Source organism: Polynucleobacter sp. AP-Kaivos-20-H2 (genome assembly GCF_018882215.1).
Taxonomy (GTDB): domain Bacteria; phylum Pseudomonadota; class Gammaproteobacteria; order Burkholderiales; family Burkholderiaceae; genus Polynucleobacter.
Genome location: NZ_JACVOX010000002.1, coordinates 576,379 through 591,293, shown reverse-complemented (window position 1 = coordinate 591,293; position 14,915 = coordinate 576,379). Strand labels below are relative to the sequence as shown.

12 protein-coding genes are annotated in these 14,915 nt (G+C 46.1%); 11 read left to right on the top strand and 1 reads right to left on the bottom strand.

Annotation, left to right across the window (positions count from 1 at the left end):
* The first annotated feature begins 13 nt into the window (after window positions 1-13).
* The 10 genes from murD (at window position 14) to lpxC (ending at window position 11,431) form a co-directional block, all read left to right on the top strand.
* On the top strand, window positions 14-1,597 hold the full coding sequence (gene murD / locus ICE89_RS07345) for a UDP-N-acetylmuramoyl-L-alanine--D-glutamate ligase (RefSeq protein WP_216263475.1): 1,584 nt from the start codon (window positions 14-16) through the stop codon (window positions 1,595-1,597).
* Complete coding sequence (ftsW, locus tag ICE89_RS07340) at window positions 1,594-2,865, top strand: putative lipid II flippase FtsW (RefSeq protein WP_216265418.1); 1,272 nt, start codon at window positions 1,594-1,596, stop codon at window positions 2,863-2,865. The genes murD and ftsW overlap by 4 nt, the downstream gene beginning before the upstream one ends.
* Window positions 2,866-2,885: 20 nt before the next feature.
* Window positions 2,886-3,935, top strand: coding sequence for an undecaprenyldiphospho-muramoylpentapeptide beta-N-acetylglucosaminyltransferase (gene murG, locus ICE89_RS07335; RefSeq protein ID WP_216265561.1), 1,050 nt, complete (start codon window positions 2,886-2,888; stop codon window positions 3,933-3,935).
* The gene (gene murC, locus ICE89_RS07330) at window positions 3,932-5,368 is read left to right on the top strand and encodes a UDP-N-acetylmuramate--L-alanine ligase (protein WP_216263363.1); all 1,437 of its coding nucleotides are present in this window, start codon (window positions 3,932-3,934) and stop codon (window positions 5,366-5,368) included. Before murG ends, murC begins: the two co-directional genes overlap by 4 nt.
* Window positions 5,361-6,374, top strand: a complete 1,014-nt coding sequence (locus ICE89_RS07325; protein ID WP_304608639.1) for a D-alanine--D-alanine ligase — start codon at window positions 5,361-5,363, stop codon at window positions 6,372-6,374. Before murC ends, ICE89_RS07325 begins: the two co-directional genes overlap by 8 nt.
* Window positions 6,371-7,225, top strand: a complete 855-nt coding sequence (locus ICE89_RS07320; protein ID WP_216265417.1) for a cell division protein FtsQ/DivIB — start codon at window positions 6,371-6,373, stop codon at window positions 7,223-7,225. The genes ICE89_RS07325 and ICE89_RS07320 overlap by 4 nt, the downstream gene beginning before the upstream one ends.
* A 12-nt stretch (window positions 7,226-7,237) precedes the next feature.
* Window positions 7,238-8,467, top strand: a complete 1,230-nt coding sequence (gene ftsA, locus ICE89_RS07315; RefSeq protein ID WP_216263365.1) for a cell division protein FtsA — start codon at window positions 7,238-7,240, stop codon at window positions 8,465-8,467.
* Window positions 8,468-8,515: 48 nt separating this feature from the next.
* On the top strand, window positions 8,516-9,856 hold the full coding sequence (gene ftsZ / locus ICE89_RS07310; protein ID WP_216263366.1) for a cell division protein FtsZ: 1,341 nt from the start codon (window positions 8,516-8,518) through the stop codon (window positions 9,854-9,856).
* A gap of 112 nt (window positions 9,857-9,968) precedes the next feature.
* A complete protein-coding gene (locus tag ICE89_RS07305) occupies window positions 9,969-10,469 on the top strand; it encodes a peroxiredoxin (RefSeq protein WP_216265416.1) in 501 nt (166 codons plus the stop codon).
* Between the two features lie 47 nt (window positions 10,470-10,516).
* Window positions 10,517-11,431 carry a UDP-3-O-acyl-N-acetylglucosamine deacetylase gene (gene lpxC, locus ICE89_RS07300; RefSeq protein ID WP_216265415.1) on the top strand — a complete coding sequence of 305 codons (915 nt, stop codon included), beginning with the start codon at window positions 10,517-10,519 and terminating at the stop codon, window positions 11,429-11,431.
* A gap of 21 nt (window positions 11,432-11,452) precedes the next feature.
* Here the strand turns inward: lpxC and ICE89_RS07295 are convergent, their stop codons facing one another.
* Window positions 11,453-11,950, bottom strand: a complete 498-nt coding sequence (locus ICE89_RS07295; protein ID WP_216265414.1) for a hypothetical protein — start codon at window positions 11,948-11,950, stop codon at window positions 11,453-11,455.
* A gap of 54 nt (window positions 11,951-12,004) precedes the next feature.
* Here ICE89_RS07295 and secA point away from each other — a divergent pair, with 54 nt between their 5' ends.
* On the top strand, window positions 12,005-14,770 hold the full coding sequence (secA, locus tag ICE89_RS07290) for a preprotein translocase subunit SecA (protein ID WP_216265413.1): 2,766 nt from the start codon (window positions 12,005-12,007) through the stop codon (window positions 14,768-14,770).
* Window positions 14,771-14,915: the final 145 nt, after the last annotated feature.

Sequence of the window (14,915 nt, the reverse complement as noted above, 5' to 3'; positions counted from 1 at the left end):
AAATGCAGCCTTCATGAGTGACGAAGGTTACCAAGCTCCAAACCGTTTTCTTATCTTAGGATTGGGTGAGTCTGGAGTAGCTATGGCGAAGTGGTGCCTACGAAATGGTGCCGAAGTCCGCTTAGCGGATACGCGTGAGCAATCCTCTTTTACTGTGCGTCAAAATGCTTGGCTGGAAGAGCTTCGGATTGCTGGCCTCAAAGATGTTTGTTTTGGTCCCCTGGATGAGGGCTCACTAAAGAATATTGACGTGATTGGTATTAGCCCGGGACTTTCTCCGGTGCAAGACCCAACCTATGCTTTCTTGGTTAAGGCTGAGCAGGCTGAAATCGATGTGTGGAGTGAGATTGAATTTTTTGCTCGCGCAATTTCTGCTTTAGGTCGTATGTCACAAGCGCAAGAGGTGAGTTATGCGGCAGCAGTACTGGCTGTGACTGGCACCAACGGTAAAACAACTACCACCGCATTAACCGGGCAACTCTGCGAGCGTGCGGGTAAGAAAGTTGCTGTTGCAGGAAATATTAGTCCTTCAGCATTAGACAAGCTCATGAGCTGCTTGGATATTGCCGATCAAATCGTAGATATGCCGGATGTTTGGGTCTTGGAGTTATCTAGTTTTCAGTTGGTCTATACCCATACTTTGAATGCTACGGCAGCAACAGTGTTGAATATTACTCAAGACCATTTAGATTGGCATGGCGACATGCAAGCATACGCGCAAGCTAAGTCACAGATATTTGGTGTTGATACAGTTTGTATTCTGAATCGCGATGATTCTCTTGTAATGGGGCTGCTGTCTGAAGAGCAAAAAGCAGAGAGAGCCATTGTGACCTTTGGCTCAAATCGCCCAAATGAGCAAGGCGCTTTTGGAATTGAGCATGACTTACGTGCTGGCGGAATTGATTGGCTAGTTTGGGCTGAAGTAGATGAAGAGGTTGAGCCTAAGCCTAAGCGTCGTCGTAAATCCGCAGTAGTTGAAGAAGATGAGCCATTACGCCTCAAGCGCCTTATTCCAGCTGACGCCTTAAGAATACGTGGCCGACATAATGCATTAAATGCGCTAGCAGCCCTAGCCTTAGCACGCGCCGCTAATTTACCTATGAATGCACTGTTACATGGCTTGCGTGATTACCATGGTGAGCCACATCGTGTGCAAAGTATTGCGATTGTTAAAGACGTTGAGTACGTAGATGACAGCAAGGGCACTAATGTAGGTGCGACTGTCGCTGCATTAAATGGCTTGGGTAGCAACGAATCTGGCAAACGCATTTGGTTGATTGTTGGTGGTGATGGCAAAGGTCAGGATTTCAGCCCATTACGTGAGCCTGCTTTACGTTTTGTAAAGGGCGCTTTCCTAATTGGCAAAGATGGCGCTGCAATTGGTGAAGCTCTTGGCTCTGGAATTCAAAGTGCAAATTGTGGTGATTTAATTTCTGCAGTTCAGGCTGCCGCCTCAAAAGCAGTATCAGGAGACTTGGTATTGCTCTCACCAGCCTGCGCAAGCTTAGATCAGTTCCATGACTATATTGAGCGTGCCCAAGTATTTGCTGCAGAGGTTGAAGAGCTAGGCATGCGCTTTGAAGGGGTCCAGGTATGAACTTAAAAGAAAAATTCTTTCCTGAAAATCGGCTTGGACTAAATCGCTTCTGGAATTTTTCAAGAGGCGGAATTGATAACTTCCGTACTGGCTTGCGAGATGCTGTTTCAGGCGTAGAACAAACCCGTTCGCGCATGATGGACTATGACCAGTTGCTCGTATGGGCAATTTTGTCGCTGATGTTAATTGGCCTTGTAATGGTGTACTCCGCTTCGATTACTTTGGCAGATGGACCGAAGTATGCAAATTACAGTAGTAATTTTTTCCTGATTCGCCACGTGATTTCTTTGGTGATTGCGATTGGTGTCGGTATCTGGGCTTTTAAGATCCCTACTAAGGTATGGGATCGTTATTCACCAGTCATTTTTGGGTTTACCGTTTTATTGCTGATCGCCGTTCTGATTCCTGGTTTGGGTAAGGGTGTGAATGGCGCAAAGCGCTGGATTCCCTTGGGTTTGATGAACTTTCAGCCGTCCGAGTTGATGAAATTTGCTGCCGTGATCTTTGCGGCAAGCTATACCGTTCAACGTCAGGAATATCTCCATTCCTTTGTGAAGGGCATGTTACCGATGGGTATTGCAGTTGCCCTGGTGGGCGGATTGCTTATGGCAGAACCAGATATGGGCGCATTCGTAGTGGTTGCCTTGATTGCATTTGGCATCCTCTTTTTGGGTGGTATTAATGCCAAGTTATTTGGCGGCTTGATTCTGGTTGGTTTGATGAGTGGCGCAACCATGATTGCACTCTCTCCATTCCGACGCGGACGAATGTTGGCCTTCATGGATCCATGGCAAGTAGATAACGCTGCTAATAAAGGCTATCAATTGACCCATTCGTTGATGGCATTTGGTCGTGGCGAATGGTTTGGTACTGGACTTGGCGGTAGCGTAGAAAAATTGCACTACTTACCAGAAGCGCATACCGATTTCATCATGGCTGTGATTGGCGAAGAATTAGGATTTGTTGGTGTGGTCGTAATGATCTTCTTGTTTTATTGGATCGTTCGTCGCGCCTTCTTAATTGGCCGTACCGCTTTGCAGTTGGATCGCAGTTTTGCTGGTCTTGCTGCTAAAGGTGTTGCCATTTGGATTGGTTGGCAGGCCTTCATCAATATGGGGGTGAACCTTGGGTTATTACCAACCAAAGGCCTGACTTTGCCCTTGGTAAGTTATGGCGGCTCTGGAATTTTGATGAATGCGGTAGCTGTAGCAATGTTACTGCGTATCGATTTTGAAAATCGCATCCTCATGCGTGGAGGGAAGCTTTGACTAAACCCTCAATCTTAGTGATGGCTGGTGGTACTGGTGGGCATATCTTTCCAGGTCTCGCTGTCGCTGAATATCTGCGGATATGCGGTTGGAAAGTCTCTTGGTTGGGTAATCAAGCTGGCTTGGAGTATCGCCTCGTGAAGTCTTGTGATTTTCCATTTGAGGCGGTCGAGTTCAGCGGTCTACGCGGTAAGGGATTAAAAGCAAAGTTGATGTTGCCTATTAATCTTTTGCGCGCTTGCCATCAAAGTTGGAAGATTATACGACGCTTAAAACCAAATGTGGTTTTAGGTATGGGCGGTTATATTACTTTCCCTGGTGGTTTTGTATCTAAATTATTGAAGCGCCCATTGGTTCTGCATGAATCAAATTCAGTAGCTGGTAGTGCTAATCGTGCGCTAAGCAAAATTGCAATGCGGACTCTGACTGGATTTCCCAACACAATGGATCATGCAGAGTGGGTAGGCAATCCGATTCGGGAAGAGTTTGATCACATGCCGGCACCTGCAGCACGTTACGACCAGCGCCAAGGGCCTTTATCTATCTTGGTGGTAGGTGGTAGCTTGGGTGCCGCTGCCCTTAATGAAAATATTCCAGCTGCGCTGGCATTAATTCCAGCAGAGTCACGTCCCAAAGTAATTCATCAGGCGGGCGACAAGCATTTAGCAGATCTACAGAAGCTTTATGCCGACTTAGGTGTAACAGCAGATATTCGTCCCTTCATTGATGATATGCCGGCTGCATATTCTCAGGCCGATTTAGTAATTTGTCGTTCAGGCGCCATGACAGTTTCTGAAATAGCAGCTTGTGGTATCGCCTCTTGTCTTATTCCATTCCCATTTGCAATTGACGATCACCAAACTGCGAATGCGCAATTTTTATCAAATGCGAATGCAGCAATTTTGTTACCGCAGCCATTACTAAACCCGCAAGATTTAGCAATGATGATTCAGAACTTTAATCGTAAAGAATTAAAAGAGATGGCATTACGTGCGCATGCTTTAGCAAAAACAAACGCTACCCAGCGCGTAGCTGAGGTATGTGCAGATTGTGCGGGAGTAGGAATATGAAGCATATCGTTCAGCAAATTCACTTCGTCGGTATCGGTGGTGCTGGCATGAGCGGCATCGCTGAAGTGCTATTGAACTTGGGTTACCAAGTTTCAGGGTCAGACTTAACGGATGGCGCAGTCACTAAACGCCTTAGAGATTTGGGCGCAGTCATTCACATTGGACATGACCCTAAAAATATTGGTACGGCAGAAGCGGTAGTGATTTCCACTGCTGTTGCAGGCAATAATCCAGAGGTTTTGGCAGCACGTGCGGCGAAGGTGCCAGTGATTCAGCGCGCAGTCATGTTGGGTGAGTTGATGCGCCTAAAGCAGGGTATTGCAATTGCTGGCACACACGGTAAAACAACCACAACTAGTCTAGTCGCATCAGTCTTGGCTGAAGGCGGCCTCGATCCGACATTTGTGATTGGCGGCAAACTCAATTCCGCAGGCGCCAATGCGCGCTTGGGCCAGGGAGATTTTATTGTGGTTGAGGCGGATGAATCAGATGCCTCTTTCTTGCAATTATTTCCAGCCATGGAAGTGGTAACCAATATTGATGCTGATCATATGGATACCTATCAGCACGATATGGCTCGATTGAAACAGGCATTTGTTCAGTTTATTCAGCGTATGCCTTTTTATGGTGTGGCAGTACTTTGTATTGATGATGCTAATGTGCGCGATATTATTCCGTTTGTATCTCAGCCAGTACTTCGCTATGGTTTATCGGAGGACGCAGACATTCGAGCAAGTAATGTTCGTGCGGATGGTACTCAGATGCGTTTCACGGTTGACCGTCGCACTGTGCGCAGGCATGGCAATAAACCGGGCCCATTAAATATCACTTTGAATTTACCAGGCTTGCATAACGTTCGTAACGCTTTAGCTGCTATTGGTATAGCAACAGAGTTGGGTGTGGGTGATGAAGCAATTACCAAAGCGCTATCTGAGTTTGGTGGTGTTGGTCGTCGCTTCCAACGTTATGGAGAGATTCCTTTAGTAGATGGTGGTAGCTTTACCTTGATCGATGATTATGGCCATCACCCAGTAGAAATGGCTGCAACCTTAGCTGCAGCAAGAGGTGCCTTCCCTGATCGTCGCTTGGTCTTGGCATTCCAGCCACACCGCTTCACTAGAACGCGTGATTGTTTTGGCGAGTTTGTTCAAGTTCTCAAAAATTTTGATGCTTTGGTGTTGACTGATGTGTATCCAGCGGGCGAAGCAAAAATTCCGGGGGCTGATAGTAAGAGTTTGATGAAGGCCGCTATCGCTGAAGACAAAAATTCCAAAGCCTTATTAGATTCATGCGCAGTTGCTTATGCTGCAAATGTTGCAGAGATGCCAGAAAAGTTGAGTCAAGTTCTAAAAGATGGAGATGTGTTAATTACGATGGGTGCGGGATCAATTTCTGCTTTGCCTCATACGTTGTCGGAGGCGAAGCATGTCTAAGGTAGGTGCTAATTTGATTTCCTGGGGTGATCGCGTTAAGTCTAGCTTAGCTAGCTTAGAGCCGATGGCATTTGGTCGTGTTGGCGTTTTGCTGGGCGGTAAATCTGGAGAGAGGGAAATCTCGCTCATGTCTGGTAATGGCGTATTAGAAGCTTTGCGCTCAAAAGGAGTTGATGCCCATGCTTTTGATACGGGTTTGCGCTGCCCCACTGAGTTAGTAAAAGAAAACTTCGATCGCGTATTCATTTCTTTACATGGTCGTTTTGGTGAAGATGGCACTATTCAAGGATTACTTGAGCTATTAGAGTTGCCTTATACAGGCAGCGGTGTTTTGGCCTCTGCTCTGGCAATCGATAAAATTGTTACTAAGCAAGTCTGGATTAGCAATGGACTCGCCACCCCTGAATATGAAGAGCTGACAGTTGATAGCGACTGGAATGCAGTTGTGAAACATCTGGGCTTGCCTTTGATTGTGAAGCCTGCGCATGAGGGATCCTCTTTAGGCTTAACAAAAGTGAAGTCAGTAGACGACTTGCCAGCTGCATACAAGCTTGCTGCTGGATTGGATAAAAAAGTGATTGCAGAGACTTGCATCATTGGGGATGAATTAACTTGCCCATTGGTTGGTCAGGGTAAGACGGCTGAAGCTTTGCCGGTGATCAAAATTATTCCACCACAGGCAAATTACGATTTTCATAATAAATATTTCTCTGATGAAACTCAGTACTTATGCCCTACCGGGCTGGCGCCTGAAGTCAATGCCGCCGTTCAGGATTTGGCCTTGGCAGCATATAAAGCCTTAGGCTGTTGTACATGGGGACGTGCTGATGTGATGCTGGATCAAAAGACCGGCAAGCCTTACTTATTGGAAATGAATACTTCTCCTGGTATGACTTCCCACTCTTTGGTGCCAATGGCCGCCAAAGCTGCTGGTATTGAGTATGCAGATCTAGTGCTTTGGTTGCTTAGTCAAACATTGCAGCAAAAAGAAGGTGCAGCTGCATGAGTAACTTCATGGACCGCTTCGATGAAATTTTCTCTATGTTGATGTCTCCTCTTTGGAATCATTCAGAGCGGATGGAGAAGCTGAGTCGTTTCCTACTGCGTTGCTTTGTAGTTATGCTCGTCATTGGTATTTTGGTTTGGCTAAGTCAGCGACCAGTTTTCGCTTTGAAGGAGATTCAGATTGAGCCAGTTGCTGGCCAAACGTTGAAACATATTAATAAGCCTATTGTTAAGCAGCAAGTTTTAGAAACGGTACAGGGTAATTTCTTCAGCGTTCGCTTAGAAGATGTGAAGCGAGGCTTTGAGAGTATGCCTTGGGTGCGACATGCCAATGTCCGTCGTGTTTGGCCAAATGGTTTAGTGGTGAGTATTGAAGAGCAGAAGCCTTTTGGGACTTGGGGTGGCGCCGAGAGTCACACCCTCATGAATACCCATGGTGAGCTCTTTGCTGGACGTGTTACTGAGGTGAGTGAGGATGTACGTTTAGTCGACTTTTCTGGTCCTGAAGATGCAGGCAAAGAGGTAATGAGTCTTTATGAAAAAGCCAACAACTGGTTTAAGCCATGGGGCGCAGAAGTCACTAGCCTTGCACTGACTGAGCGTTACGCATGGCACGTCAAGCTCTCAAGCGGAATGAAAGTAGAGTTTGGCCGCGATGAGGAAAGCTCCGATAAAAATTTAACGGAAGAACGTGTGGCGCGTTTATTTAAATATTGGCCACAAGTACAAGAGAAATGGGCGAATCGAGTAGATGCAGTCGATTTGCGATATGCAAATGGTTTTGCGGTTCATCTTGCTGCTGCAAGTTTGAAAAAGAATGAAGTAGATGGCAAAAAAAGTGAGCTGAAGTAATGAGGAATGGAAATGAGTAAAGACAATCGCGATATTTTGGTTGGTTTAGATATTGGAACTTCCAAGGTTGTTGCCTTAGTTGCTGAATTAGCTCCTGATGGTCAATTCAACGTTGTGGGCGTTGGTCAAACTGCATCTAAAGGATTAAAGAAGGGCGTTGTAGTCAATATCGAGGCAACCGTCCAGTCCATTCAGAAGGCTCTTGAAGAGGCTGAGGTAATGGCTGATCGCCAGATTGTGCAAGTCTTTACAGGAATTGCGGGTAATCACATTGTGAGCTTTAACTCAAGCGGCATGGTCGCAATACGCGACAAAGAAGTTGGCTCTGGTGATGTTGAGCGCGTATTGGAGACGGCTAAAGCAATCAATATTCCAACAGATCAACAAATTCTGCACATCCTGATTCAAGAATTCATTATTGATGGTCAAGAAGATGTGCGCGAGCCAATTGGTATGAGCGGTCTTCGCTTAGAGGTGAAGGTCCATATTGTTACTGGCGCCGTAAGTGCCGCACAAAATATTGTGAAGTGCGTACGCCGTTGTGGCCTCGTAGTTAACGACCTCATCTTGCAGCCTTTAGCTTCAAGTTTGGCGGTATTGACCGAAGATGAGAAAGAGCTTGGTGTGGTGTTGGTTGATATTGGTGGCGGCACAACTGATATTGCAATTTATTGCCAGGGATCAATTCGTCACACTGCAGTGATTCCAATTGCAGGCGATCAAATTACGAATGACATTGCGATGGCATTACGCACGCCAACGATTGATGCTGAAGATTTAAAAATTGCGCATGGTATCGCTCGTCAAGAAATGGCTGATCCAACTGCGATGATTGATGTTCCTGGTGTCGGTGACCGTGAGCCACGCCCGATCTCTAAACAAGCTCTGGCAGCAGTAATTGAGCCGCGCGTTGAAGAGTTATTCACGCTGGTAAGAGGCGTAGTACGTGACTCAGGTTACGAAGATATGGTTTCTTCTGGAATTGTTTTAACGGGCGGCACAGCATTAATGCCGGGCATGGTGGAGTTGGCCGAACAAGTCTTTTTGAGGCCTGCTCGTATCGGTACCCCCGAATATCGTGGCCATCTGCATGAAGTCTTACGTAGTCCCAGATATGCCACCAGCATTGGTTTGCTGATGGAAGGCCAAGCGCAGCTATTGCGCGGTCGTCGTGTTTCTCAATCAGGCGCGTTGCAAGGTGTTATATCGCGCATGAAGGAATGGTTTGCAGGAAATTTTTAAGTTTTTTTCGTCGTCGTCAATGTAGTACGTATTTACCTAGGAGGGTATATGGAATTTGAAATGTTAGATCAAGAAACAGCTGGCAAGACCATTATTAAAGTGGTTGGAGTCGGTGGCGCTGGTGGCAATGCTGTCCAGCATATGATCCGTCGCGGTGTTAATGGCGTAGAGTTCATTTGCATGAACACCGATGCTGGCGCTTTACAGCGCTCTGAGGCATCTGTGAATTTGCAACTGGGTTCTAGCGGATTGGGTGCTGGTGCCAAACCAGAAATCGGCGCAGCTTCTGCTGAAGAAGCGCGTGCTCGCATTGCTGATACATTGCAAGGCGCACACATGGTGTTCATCACTGCTGGTATGGGTGGCGGCACAGGAACTGGTGCGGCCCCAATCGTGGCTCAAGTAGCTAAAGAAATGGGCATTTTGACTGTTGGCGTCATTAGTAAGCCATTTGACTTTGAGGGCGTAAAGCGCTTGAAGGTTGCTGAGAATGGTGCTACAGAGCTCGAGTCATATGTAGATTCATTGATTGTTGTGCTCAATGAAAAACTCTTTGAAGTGATGGGTGAAGATGCTGAGTTCGATAAGGCATTTGCTTGTGCGGATGATGTATTGCATAACGCAGTATCTGGCATTGCAGAAATTATTAATGTTCAGGGCTTGATCAACGTTGACTTTGAAGACGTTAAAACAGTAATGGGCGAGCAAGGTAAAGCCATGATGGGAACGGCAACTGTTTCCGGCATGGATCGTGCACGCTTAGCTGCTGAAGCTGCAGTAGCATCACCATTACTCGAAGGTGTTGATCTGTCAGGTGCGCGTGGCGTATTAGTGAACATTACAGCTAGCCGTTCACTGAAGTTGTCTGAGACTCGCGAAGTTATGGCGGCGATTCGTGGTTATGCTGCTGATGATGCAACCGTAATCTTTGGTACTGTTTATGACGAGAGCCTAGGCGATGCCTTACGTGTGACTGTGGTTGCTACTGGTTTGAATAACCCTCAAGCTCGTAAAAACAACCAACCTGAAGTAGTTTGGAGACAAGCTACTGGTACCCATGATGCAATGCCAACGATGGCAGACCTCAATAGCTTTGCTCCTGCTAGCGCGTCAGCAGCAATGAGTAAGGTAAGCGTGGACTCTGCTTTAAGTACTAGCGCAGGTTTGGCTCTCACTGGAACAGGTAGTGCTCCAGCAATGGCAACTCAACCGGCAAGTACTGGCGTTGACTATAGCCAATATGACTTGCCACGGGTTTTTCGTAGCTCTCGTGAAGCGACTCCTGCGCCTACATTAGGTGCGGATAGTTCTCCTCAGGCTAAATCCATGTTGGATAAAGGGGCTGATTACTATGAAATTCCAGCCTTTTTACGTAAACAAGCAGATTAATTAACTGCTTAATACAATAGGTAATTGCGAAATGCCAGCGCGACGCCCCTCCGGACGACGAATCCCGCGCTTGCGTTGGCATACTTACTAACAATTATTTATTGGAGATGTCATGATTGCTGTTGGACAAAAATTACCAAACGCTACTCTTTATGAATTTATGAATGAAGAGACTGAAGACTGTTCCTTAGGACCAAATGCTTTTGAAGTTGAAAAGCTAGTAGCTGGAAAAAAGATTGTATTGTTTGCATTGCCTGGTGCATTTACACCAACTTGCTCTGCTAAGCACGTGCCTGGTTATGTTGAGCACTACGATGCTATTAAAGCTAAAAGTGTTGACGAGATTTGGTGTGTTTCTGTAAATGACCCGTTTGTGATGGGCGCATGGGGACGCGATCAAAAGGTTGGCAAAAAGATTCGTATGTTAGGTGATGGTAGTGCTGAGTTCACTAAAAAGCTTGGTTTAGAGCTGGACTTAACTGCTCGTGGTTTTGGTGTTCGCTCAGATCGTTATGCCATGATTATTGAAGATGGTGTTGTAAAGTCTCTTGACCGTGAAGCTCCAGGAAAGTTTGAAGTTAGTGATGCCGCTTCCATCTTGAAAAAGCTGTAATCCAAACCCTTACATAAAAAATACCCCCTGAATTTAAATACCAAAATATGATGAAGCAACGCACTATCGCCACTCCGGTTAAGACCGTGGGGATTGGCTTGCACTCGGGTCGTAAGGTGACGATTTCTATCAAGCCTGCGCCAGTAAATTCAGGGGTTCAGTTTGTTCGGGTGGATACACCTGAACAGTCAGTTGTGCCGGCAACCGCTTTAGCTGTATGTGACACAAGATTAGCTTCTGTTATTCAGAAGGATGGTGTGCGTGTTTCTACAGTGGAACATCTGCTTTCAGCCTGTGCTGGTCTTGGTCTTGATAATTTATTGATAGAGCTTGACGGTGAGGAAGTGCCCATCATGGATGGTAGCGCCGCTTCATTCTTATTCTTAATTGAATCTGCTGGCATTGCAGAGCAAGATGCGCCACGTCAATTTGTAGTGATTAAGAAACCAGTAGAGGTTCGCGAGGGCGATAAGCTTGCGCGCTTAGAACCATTCTTTGGGTTTAAGTTGGATTTCACGATTGACTTCAAGCATCCGGCGGTGGATAAAACAGGCCAACGTTTTGTGGTTGATTTTGCAGAACAAGCCTACCGCAGAGAAATTGGTCGTGCACGTACTTTTGGATTTGCGCATGAAGTTGAAGCATTGCGCGAAATGGGATTGGCGCGTGGCGGCAGCTTAGATAACGCGATTGTTTTAGATGAGCACCGCATTTTGAATAACGAAGAACTTCGTTATGAAGACGAATTTGTGCGTCACAAAATATTAGATGCGATTGGCGATCTGTATCTCATCGGACACCCTATTGTGGGAGCTTATGTTGCAGAGAAATCTGGGCATGCTCTCAATAACGCACTTTTGCGGAAGCTTTTAGAAGACTCTAGCTCTTATGAAATCATCTCCTTTGCTGAAAATAAGGCTCCAGGCGCCTACTCTCAAGAAAGCCAGCCTCTCTTTTTCTAAGGGAGCTGAAGTAGTTTTGAGCTACTTTGGTTTATTTTTCAGCAGCTTCTCAACGGAGGAGCGTAAACCTGAGTCTGGACCCAACTTTTCCAATAGGGATTCCCAGGATTTTTTGGCAACCTCATTTAATCCTCTTGGCTTTTCGCGCTGATCTTGGCGGGGTTTAACTTCCCAACTGGGTGGAGCGGGTTTAACCCGCACTTTTATTGCCTTACAAGCTAACCCAGATTTACTTAACTCATTGATTAGACTGGGTAATATTTGTTGTAAGCGGCTGGCAATGCTGGCGCTACTGACCAGTAAAAATAGCTCATCTTGCGAGCCAGAACGCCAACCAGCTTCAATTTTTGGGCTCAGATGGTCTAAATCGAGTTTCGTTAGGGCTGAGTTAATGATTGTCTTGAGTTTGGCTAGATCTTCGGTTTTAGCCAAAATTCCCCCAAGACCATCGGATTCACGTAGGTAATCCATCCAGTCGTGAGCTGTGGGCTTGCGGGATGATTTAGGGCTAAAGTTCATAAAAAATGGGGTTGCGGGTGATAAACTCAGGGACTTAATTTTCTTCAATATCCCATGGTAATCGGTCTTCTTAAAACCCTGGTCGGCAGTCGTAACGACCGCCTCTTAAAACAGTATCGCAAAGTCGTTGCTAAGGTCGCCACATTTGAGGCGAGCCTGCAATCTTTGGATGATTCTGCACTTGCTGCAAAAACTGCAGAATTCAAGTCACGCCTTGCCGCTGGAGAGTCCTTAGATGACATCGCTGCAGAAGCATTTGCGGTAGTTCGAGAGGCTAGTACACGCGTTATGAAGATGCGCCACTTTGATGCGCAAATTCTGGGTGGTTTAGCCTTGCATCAAGGCAAGATTGCCGAGATGGGTACAGGCGAAGGAAAAACCCTTACAGCGACTCTTCCAGTCTATTTGAATGCTTTGACTGGTAAAGGTGTTCATGTTGTTACTGTGAATGATTATTTAGCACAGCGTGATGCTGAATGGATGTCCAAGTTGTATAACTTCTTGGGTATGAAGGTGGGTGTGAACCTATCTCAAATGGACCACACTACTAAGCAAGAAGCTTATGCCGCTGATATTACTTACGGCACCAATAATGAATTTGGCTTCGATTACTTACGCGACAACATGGTTCAGGATTTGGATCAGCGCGTACAACGCGGTTTAGCTTATGCAATCGTTGACGAAGTCGACTCTATTCTGATTGACGAGGCTCGTACCCCATTAATCATTTCTGGTCAGGCTGAAGATCACACTGATCTCTATATCAAAATTAATGCTCTGCCATCACATCTAGAGCGTCAAATTGGCGAAGAGAAGGCAGATGGCACAGGTGTTGAGAAACCAGGCGACTACTGGGTGGACGAAAAGTCTCAGCAGGTTTATTTGACCGAACAAGGTCATGATAAGGCTGAGTCTGTATTGGTTCAACTGGGCGCGCTCAATGATGGCGACTCTCTCTATGCACCGCAAAATATTACTTTGATGCATCACGTGTACGCCGCTCTGCGTGCACATACGCTATATCACCGCGATCAACAATATGTTGTTCAGAATGGTGAAGTCATCATCGTGGATGAATTTACTGGCCGCTTAATGCAAGGTCGTCGTTGGTCTGATGGATTGCATCAAGCTGTCGAAGCCAAAGAAGGTGTACAGATTCAGAGTGAGAATCAAACTTTAGCGACGATTACTTTCCAGAATTATTTCCGCATGTATGGCAAGTTAGCCGGCATGACTGGTACTGCCGATACTGAGGCATATGAATTTAAAGAAATCTACAACTTGGAAACAGTTGTGATTCCGCCAAATCGTATTAGCCAAAGAAAAGATAAACAAGATCAGATCTATAAGTCATCTCGCGAACGCTATGACGCGGTGATTAAAGATATCGAAGATTGTTATGAACATGGCCAGCCAGTATTAGTCGGCACCACTTCAATTGAAAACTCTGAGTTGATTGCGAATCTATTAGATCAACGCAAATTACCACACCAAGTTTTAAATGCAAAACAGCATGCTCGCGAAGCAGAAATTATTGCTCAAGCTGGCCGGCCAAAAATGATCACGATTGCTACTAATATGGCAGGCCGTGGTACTGATATCGTGCTTGGTGGCAATGTCGGCAAGCAGTCTTCCTTGATTGAGGCTGATAGCGCTCTAGCTGATGGTGATAAATCAGTCAAAATTAAGCAGCTGCAGGACGAGTGGCAAAGCATTCATGACCAAGTTCTGGCGGCTGGCGGTTTACATATCATTGGCACCGAGCGACACGAGAGTCGTCGTATCGATAACCAGTTAAGAGGCCGTTCGGGCCGTCAGGGTGATCCTGGCTCTTCTCGCTTCTACCTTTCATTAGATGATCCGCTACTACGTATCTTTGCAGGCGATCGTTTACGTTCCGTCATGGAGCGTCTCAAGATGCCCGATGGTGAGCCGATTGAAGCGGGTATGGTCACGCGCTCTATTGAGTCTGCTCAACGCAAAGTTGAGGGTCGCAACTTTGATATTCGTAAGCAATTATTGGAATATGATAACGTTGCTAATGATCAGCGTAAAGAAACTTACCGCCTCAGAAATGAAGTGCTTGAGAGTGCCGATATTGGCGAGTTAATTGCCAATTTGCGCGAAGATGTTTTACGTTCCGTATGCTCAGTATATGTTCCTCTGGAGTCTATGGAAGAGCAGTGGGACCTAGTTGGACTAGAAAACGTTTTAGCCAGTGAGTGGGGTCTCATAATTGACCTCAGAAATTGGGTTGAAGGTGCCGATACTGTAGATGATGCAGAAATCGTTGACCGTGTATTGCAGGCCGCTAAAGAAGGTTACGATGCAAAGGTTGAGCTCTCTGGGCGTGAATCATTTGCAGGCTTTGAGCGCTCCGTTCTTCTGTATAGCTTGGATAGTCACTGGCGTGAACACTTAGCTGCTTTGGATCATTTGCGTCAGGGCATTCATTTGCGTGGTTATGCACAGAAAGATCCTAAGCAAGAGTACCGCCGTGAAGCATTTGAGCTGTATGGTGAATTACTCAATGTCATCAAAAATGACGTAGTGAAAAGTATCATGACCGTGCAGATTCGGAGCTCAAGCGAGTTAGATCAGGCTTCGGAATCTATGAATGAAGATTTGGCAAAACTTTCAGATGTTCAGTATCAACATGCTGATGTCGATAAGGAAGTGGCAGGCTCAACTGGTGATCGCGGTGCTGCAGTAGATATCCAGCCAGCCCCACTTCGCGCAGGCCCAAAGGTAGGTCGTAACGATCCTTGCACTTGCGGTAGTGGCAAGAAGTATAAAAACTGCCACGGCGCCCTAGCTTAGAGCTTTAATCTTTACGCGACAGTGTTTAAATGGCTCAGATTTATCTGGGCCATTTTTCTTGGTGGAATCCCTAATAATTTAATATACCTATAGACCCTGAGATCTGTCATGATTTGTAGGTGCAAAAACATTTGCTTTGTCTTCA

Bases quoted from the DNA above. Each gene is read 5' to 3' on its own strand.
- murD (WP_216263475.1), top strand. From the start codon at position 14: ATGAGTGACGAAGGTTACCAAGCTCCAAACCGTTTTCTTATCTTAGGA.
- ftsW (WP_216265418.1), top strand. From the start codon at position 1,594: ATGAACTTAAAAGAAAAATTCTTTCCTGAAAATCGGCTTGGACTAAAT.
- murG (WP_216265561.1), top strand. From the start codon at position 2,886: ATGGCTGGTGGTACTGGTGGGCATATCTTTCCAGGTCTCGCTGTCGCT.
- murC (WP_216263363.1), top strand. From the start codon at position 3,932: ATGAAGCATATCGTTCAGCAAATTCACTTCGTCGGTATCGGTGGTGCT.
- ICE89_RS07325 (WP_304608639.1), top strand. From the start codon at position 5,361: ATGTCTAAGGTAGGTGCTAATTTGATTTCCTGGGGTGATCGCGTTAAG.
- ICE89_RS07320 (WP_216265417.1), top strand. From the start codon at position 6,371: ATGAGTAACTTCATGGACCGCTTCGATGAAATTTTCTCTATGTTGATG.
- ftsA (WP_216263365.1), top strand. From the start codon at position 7,238: ATGAGTAAAGACAATCGCGATATTTTGGTTGGTTTAGATATTGGAACT.
- ftsZ (WP_216263366.1), top strand. From the start codon at position 8,516: ATGGAATTTGAAATGTTAGATCAAGAAACAGCTGGCAAGACCATTATT.
- ICE89_RS07305 (WP_216265416.1), top strand. From the start codon at position 9,969: ATGATTGCTGTTGGACAAAAATTACCAAACGCTACTCTTTATGAATTT.
- lpxC (WP_216265415.1), top strand. From the start codon at position 10,517: ATGATGAAGCAACGCACTATCGCCACTCCGGTTAAGACCGTGGGGATT.
- ICE89_RS07295 (WP_216265414.1), bottom strand. From the start codon at position 11,950: ATGAACTTTAGCCCTAAATCATCCCGCAAGCCCACAGCTCACGACTGG.
- secA (WP_216265413.1), top strand. From the start codon at position 12,005: ATGGTAATCGGTCTTCTTAAAACCCTGGTCGGCAGTCGTAACGACCGC.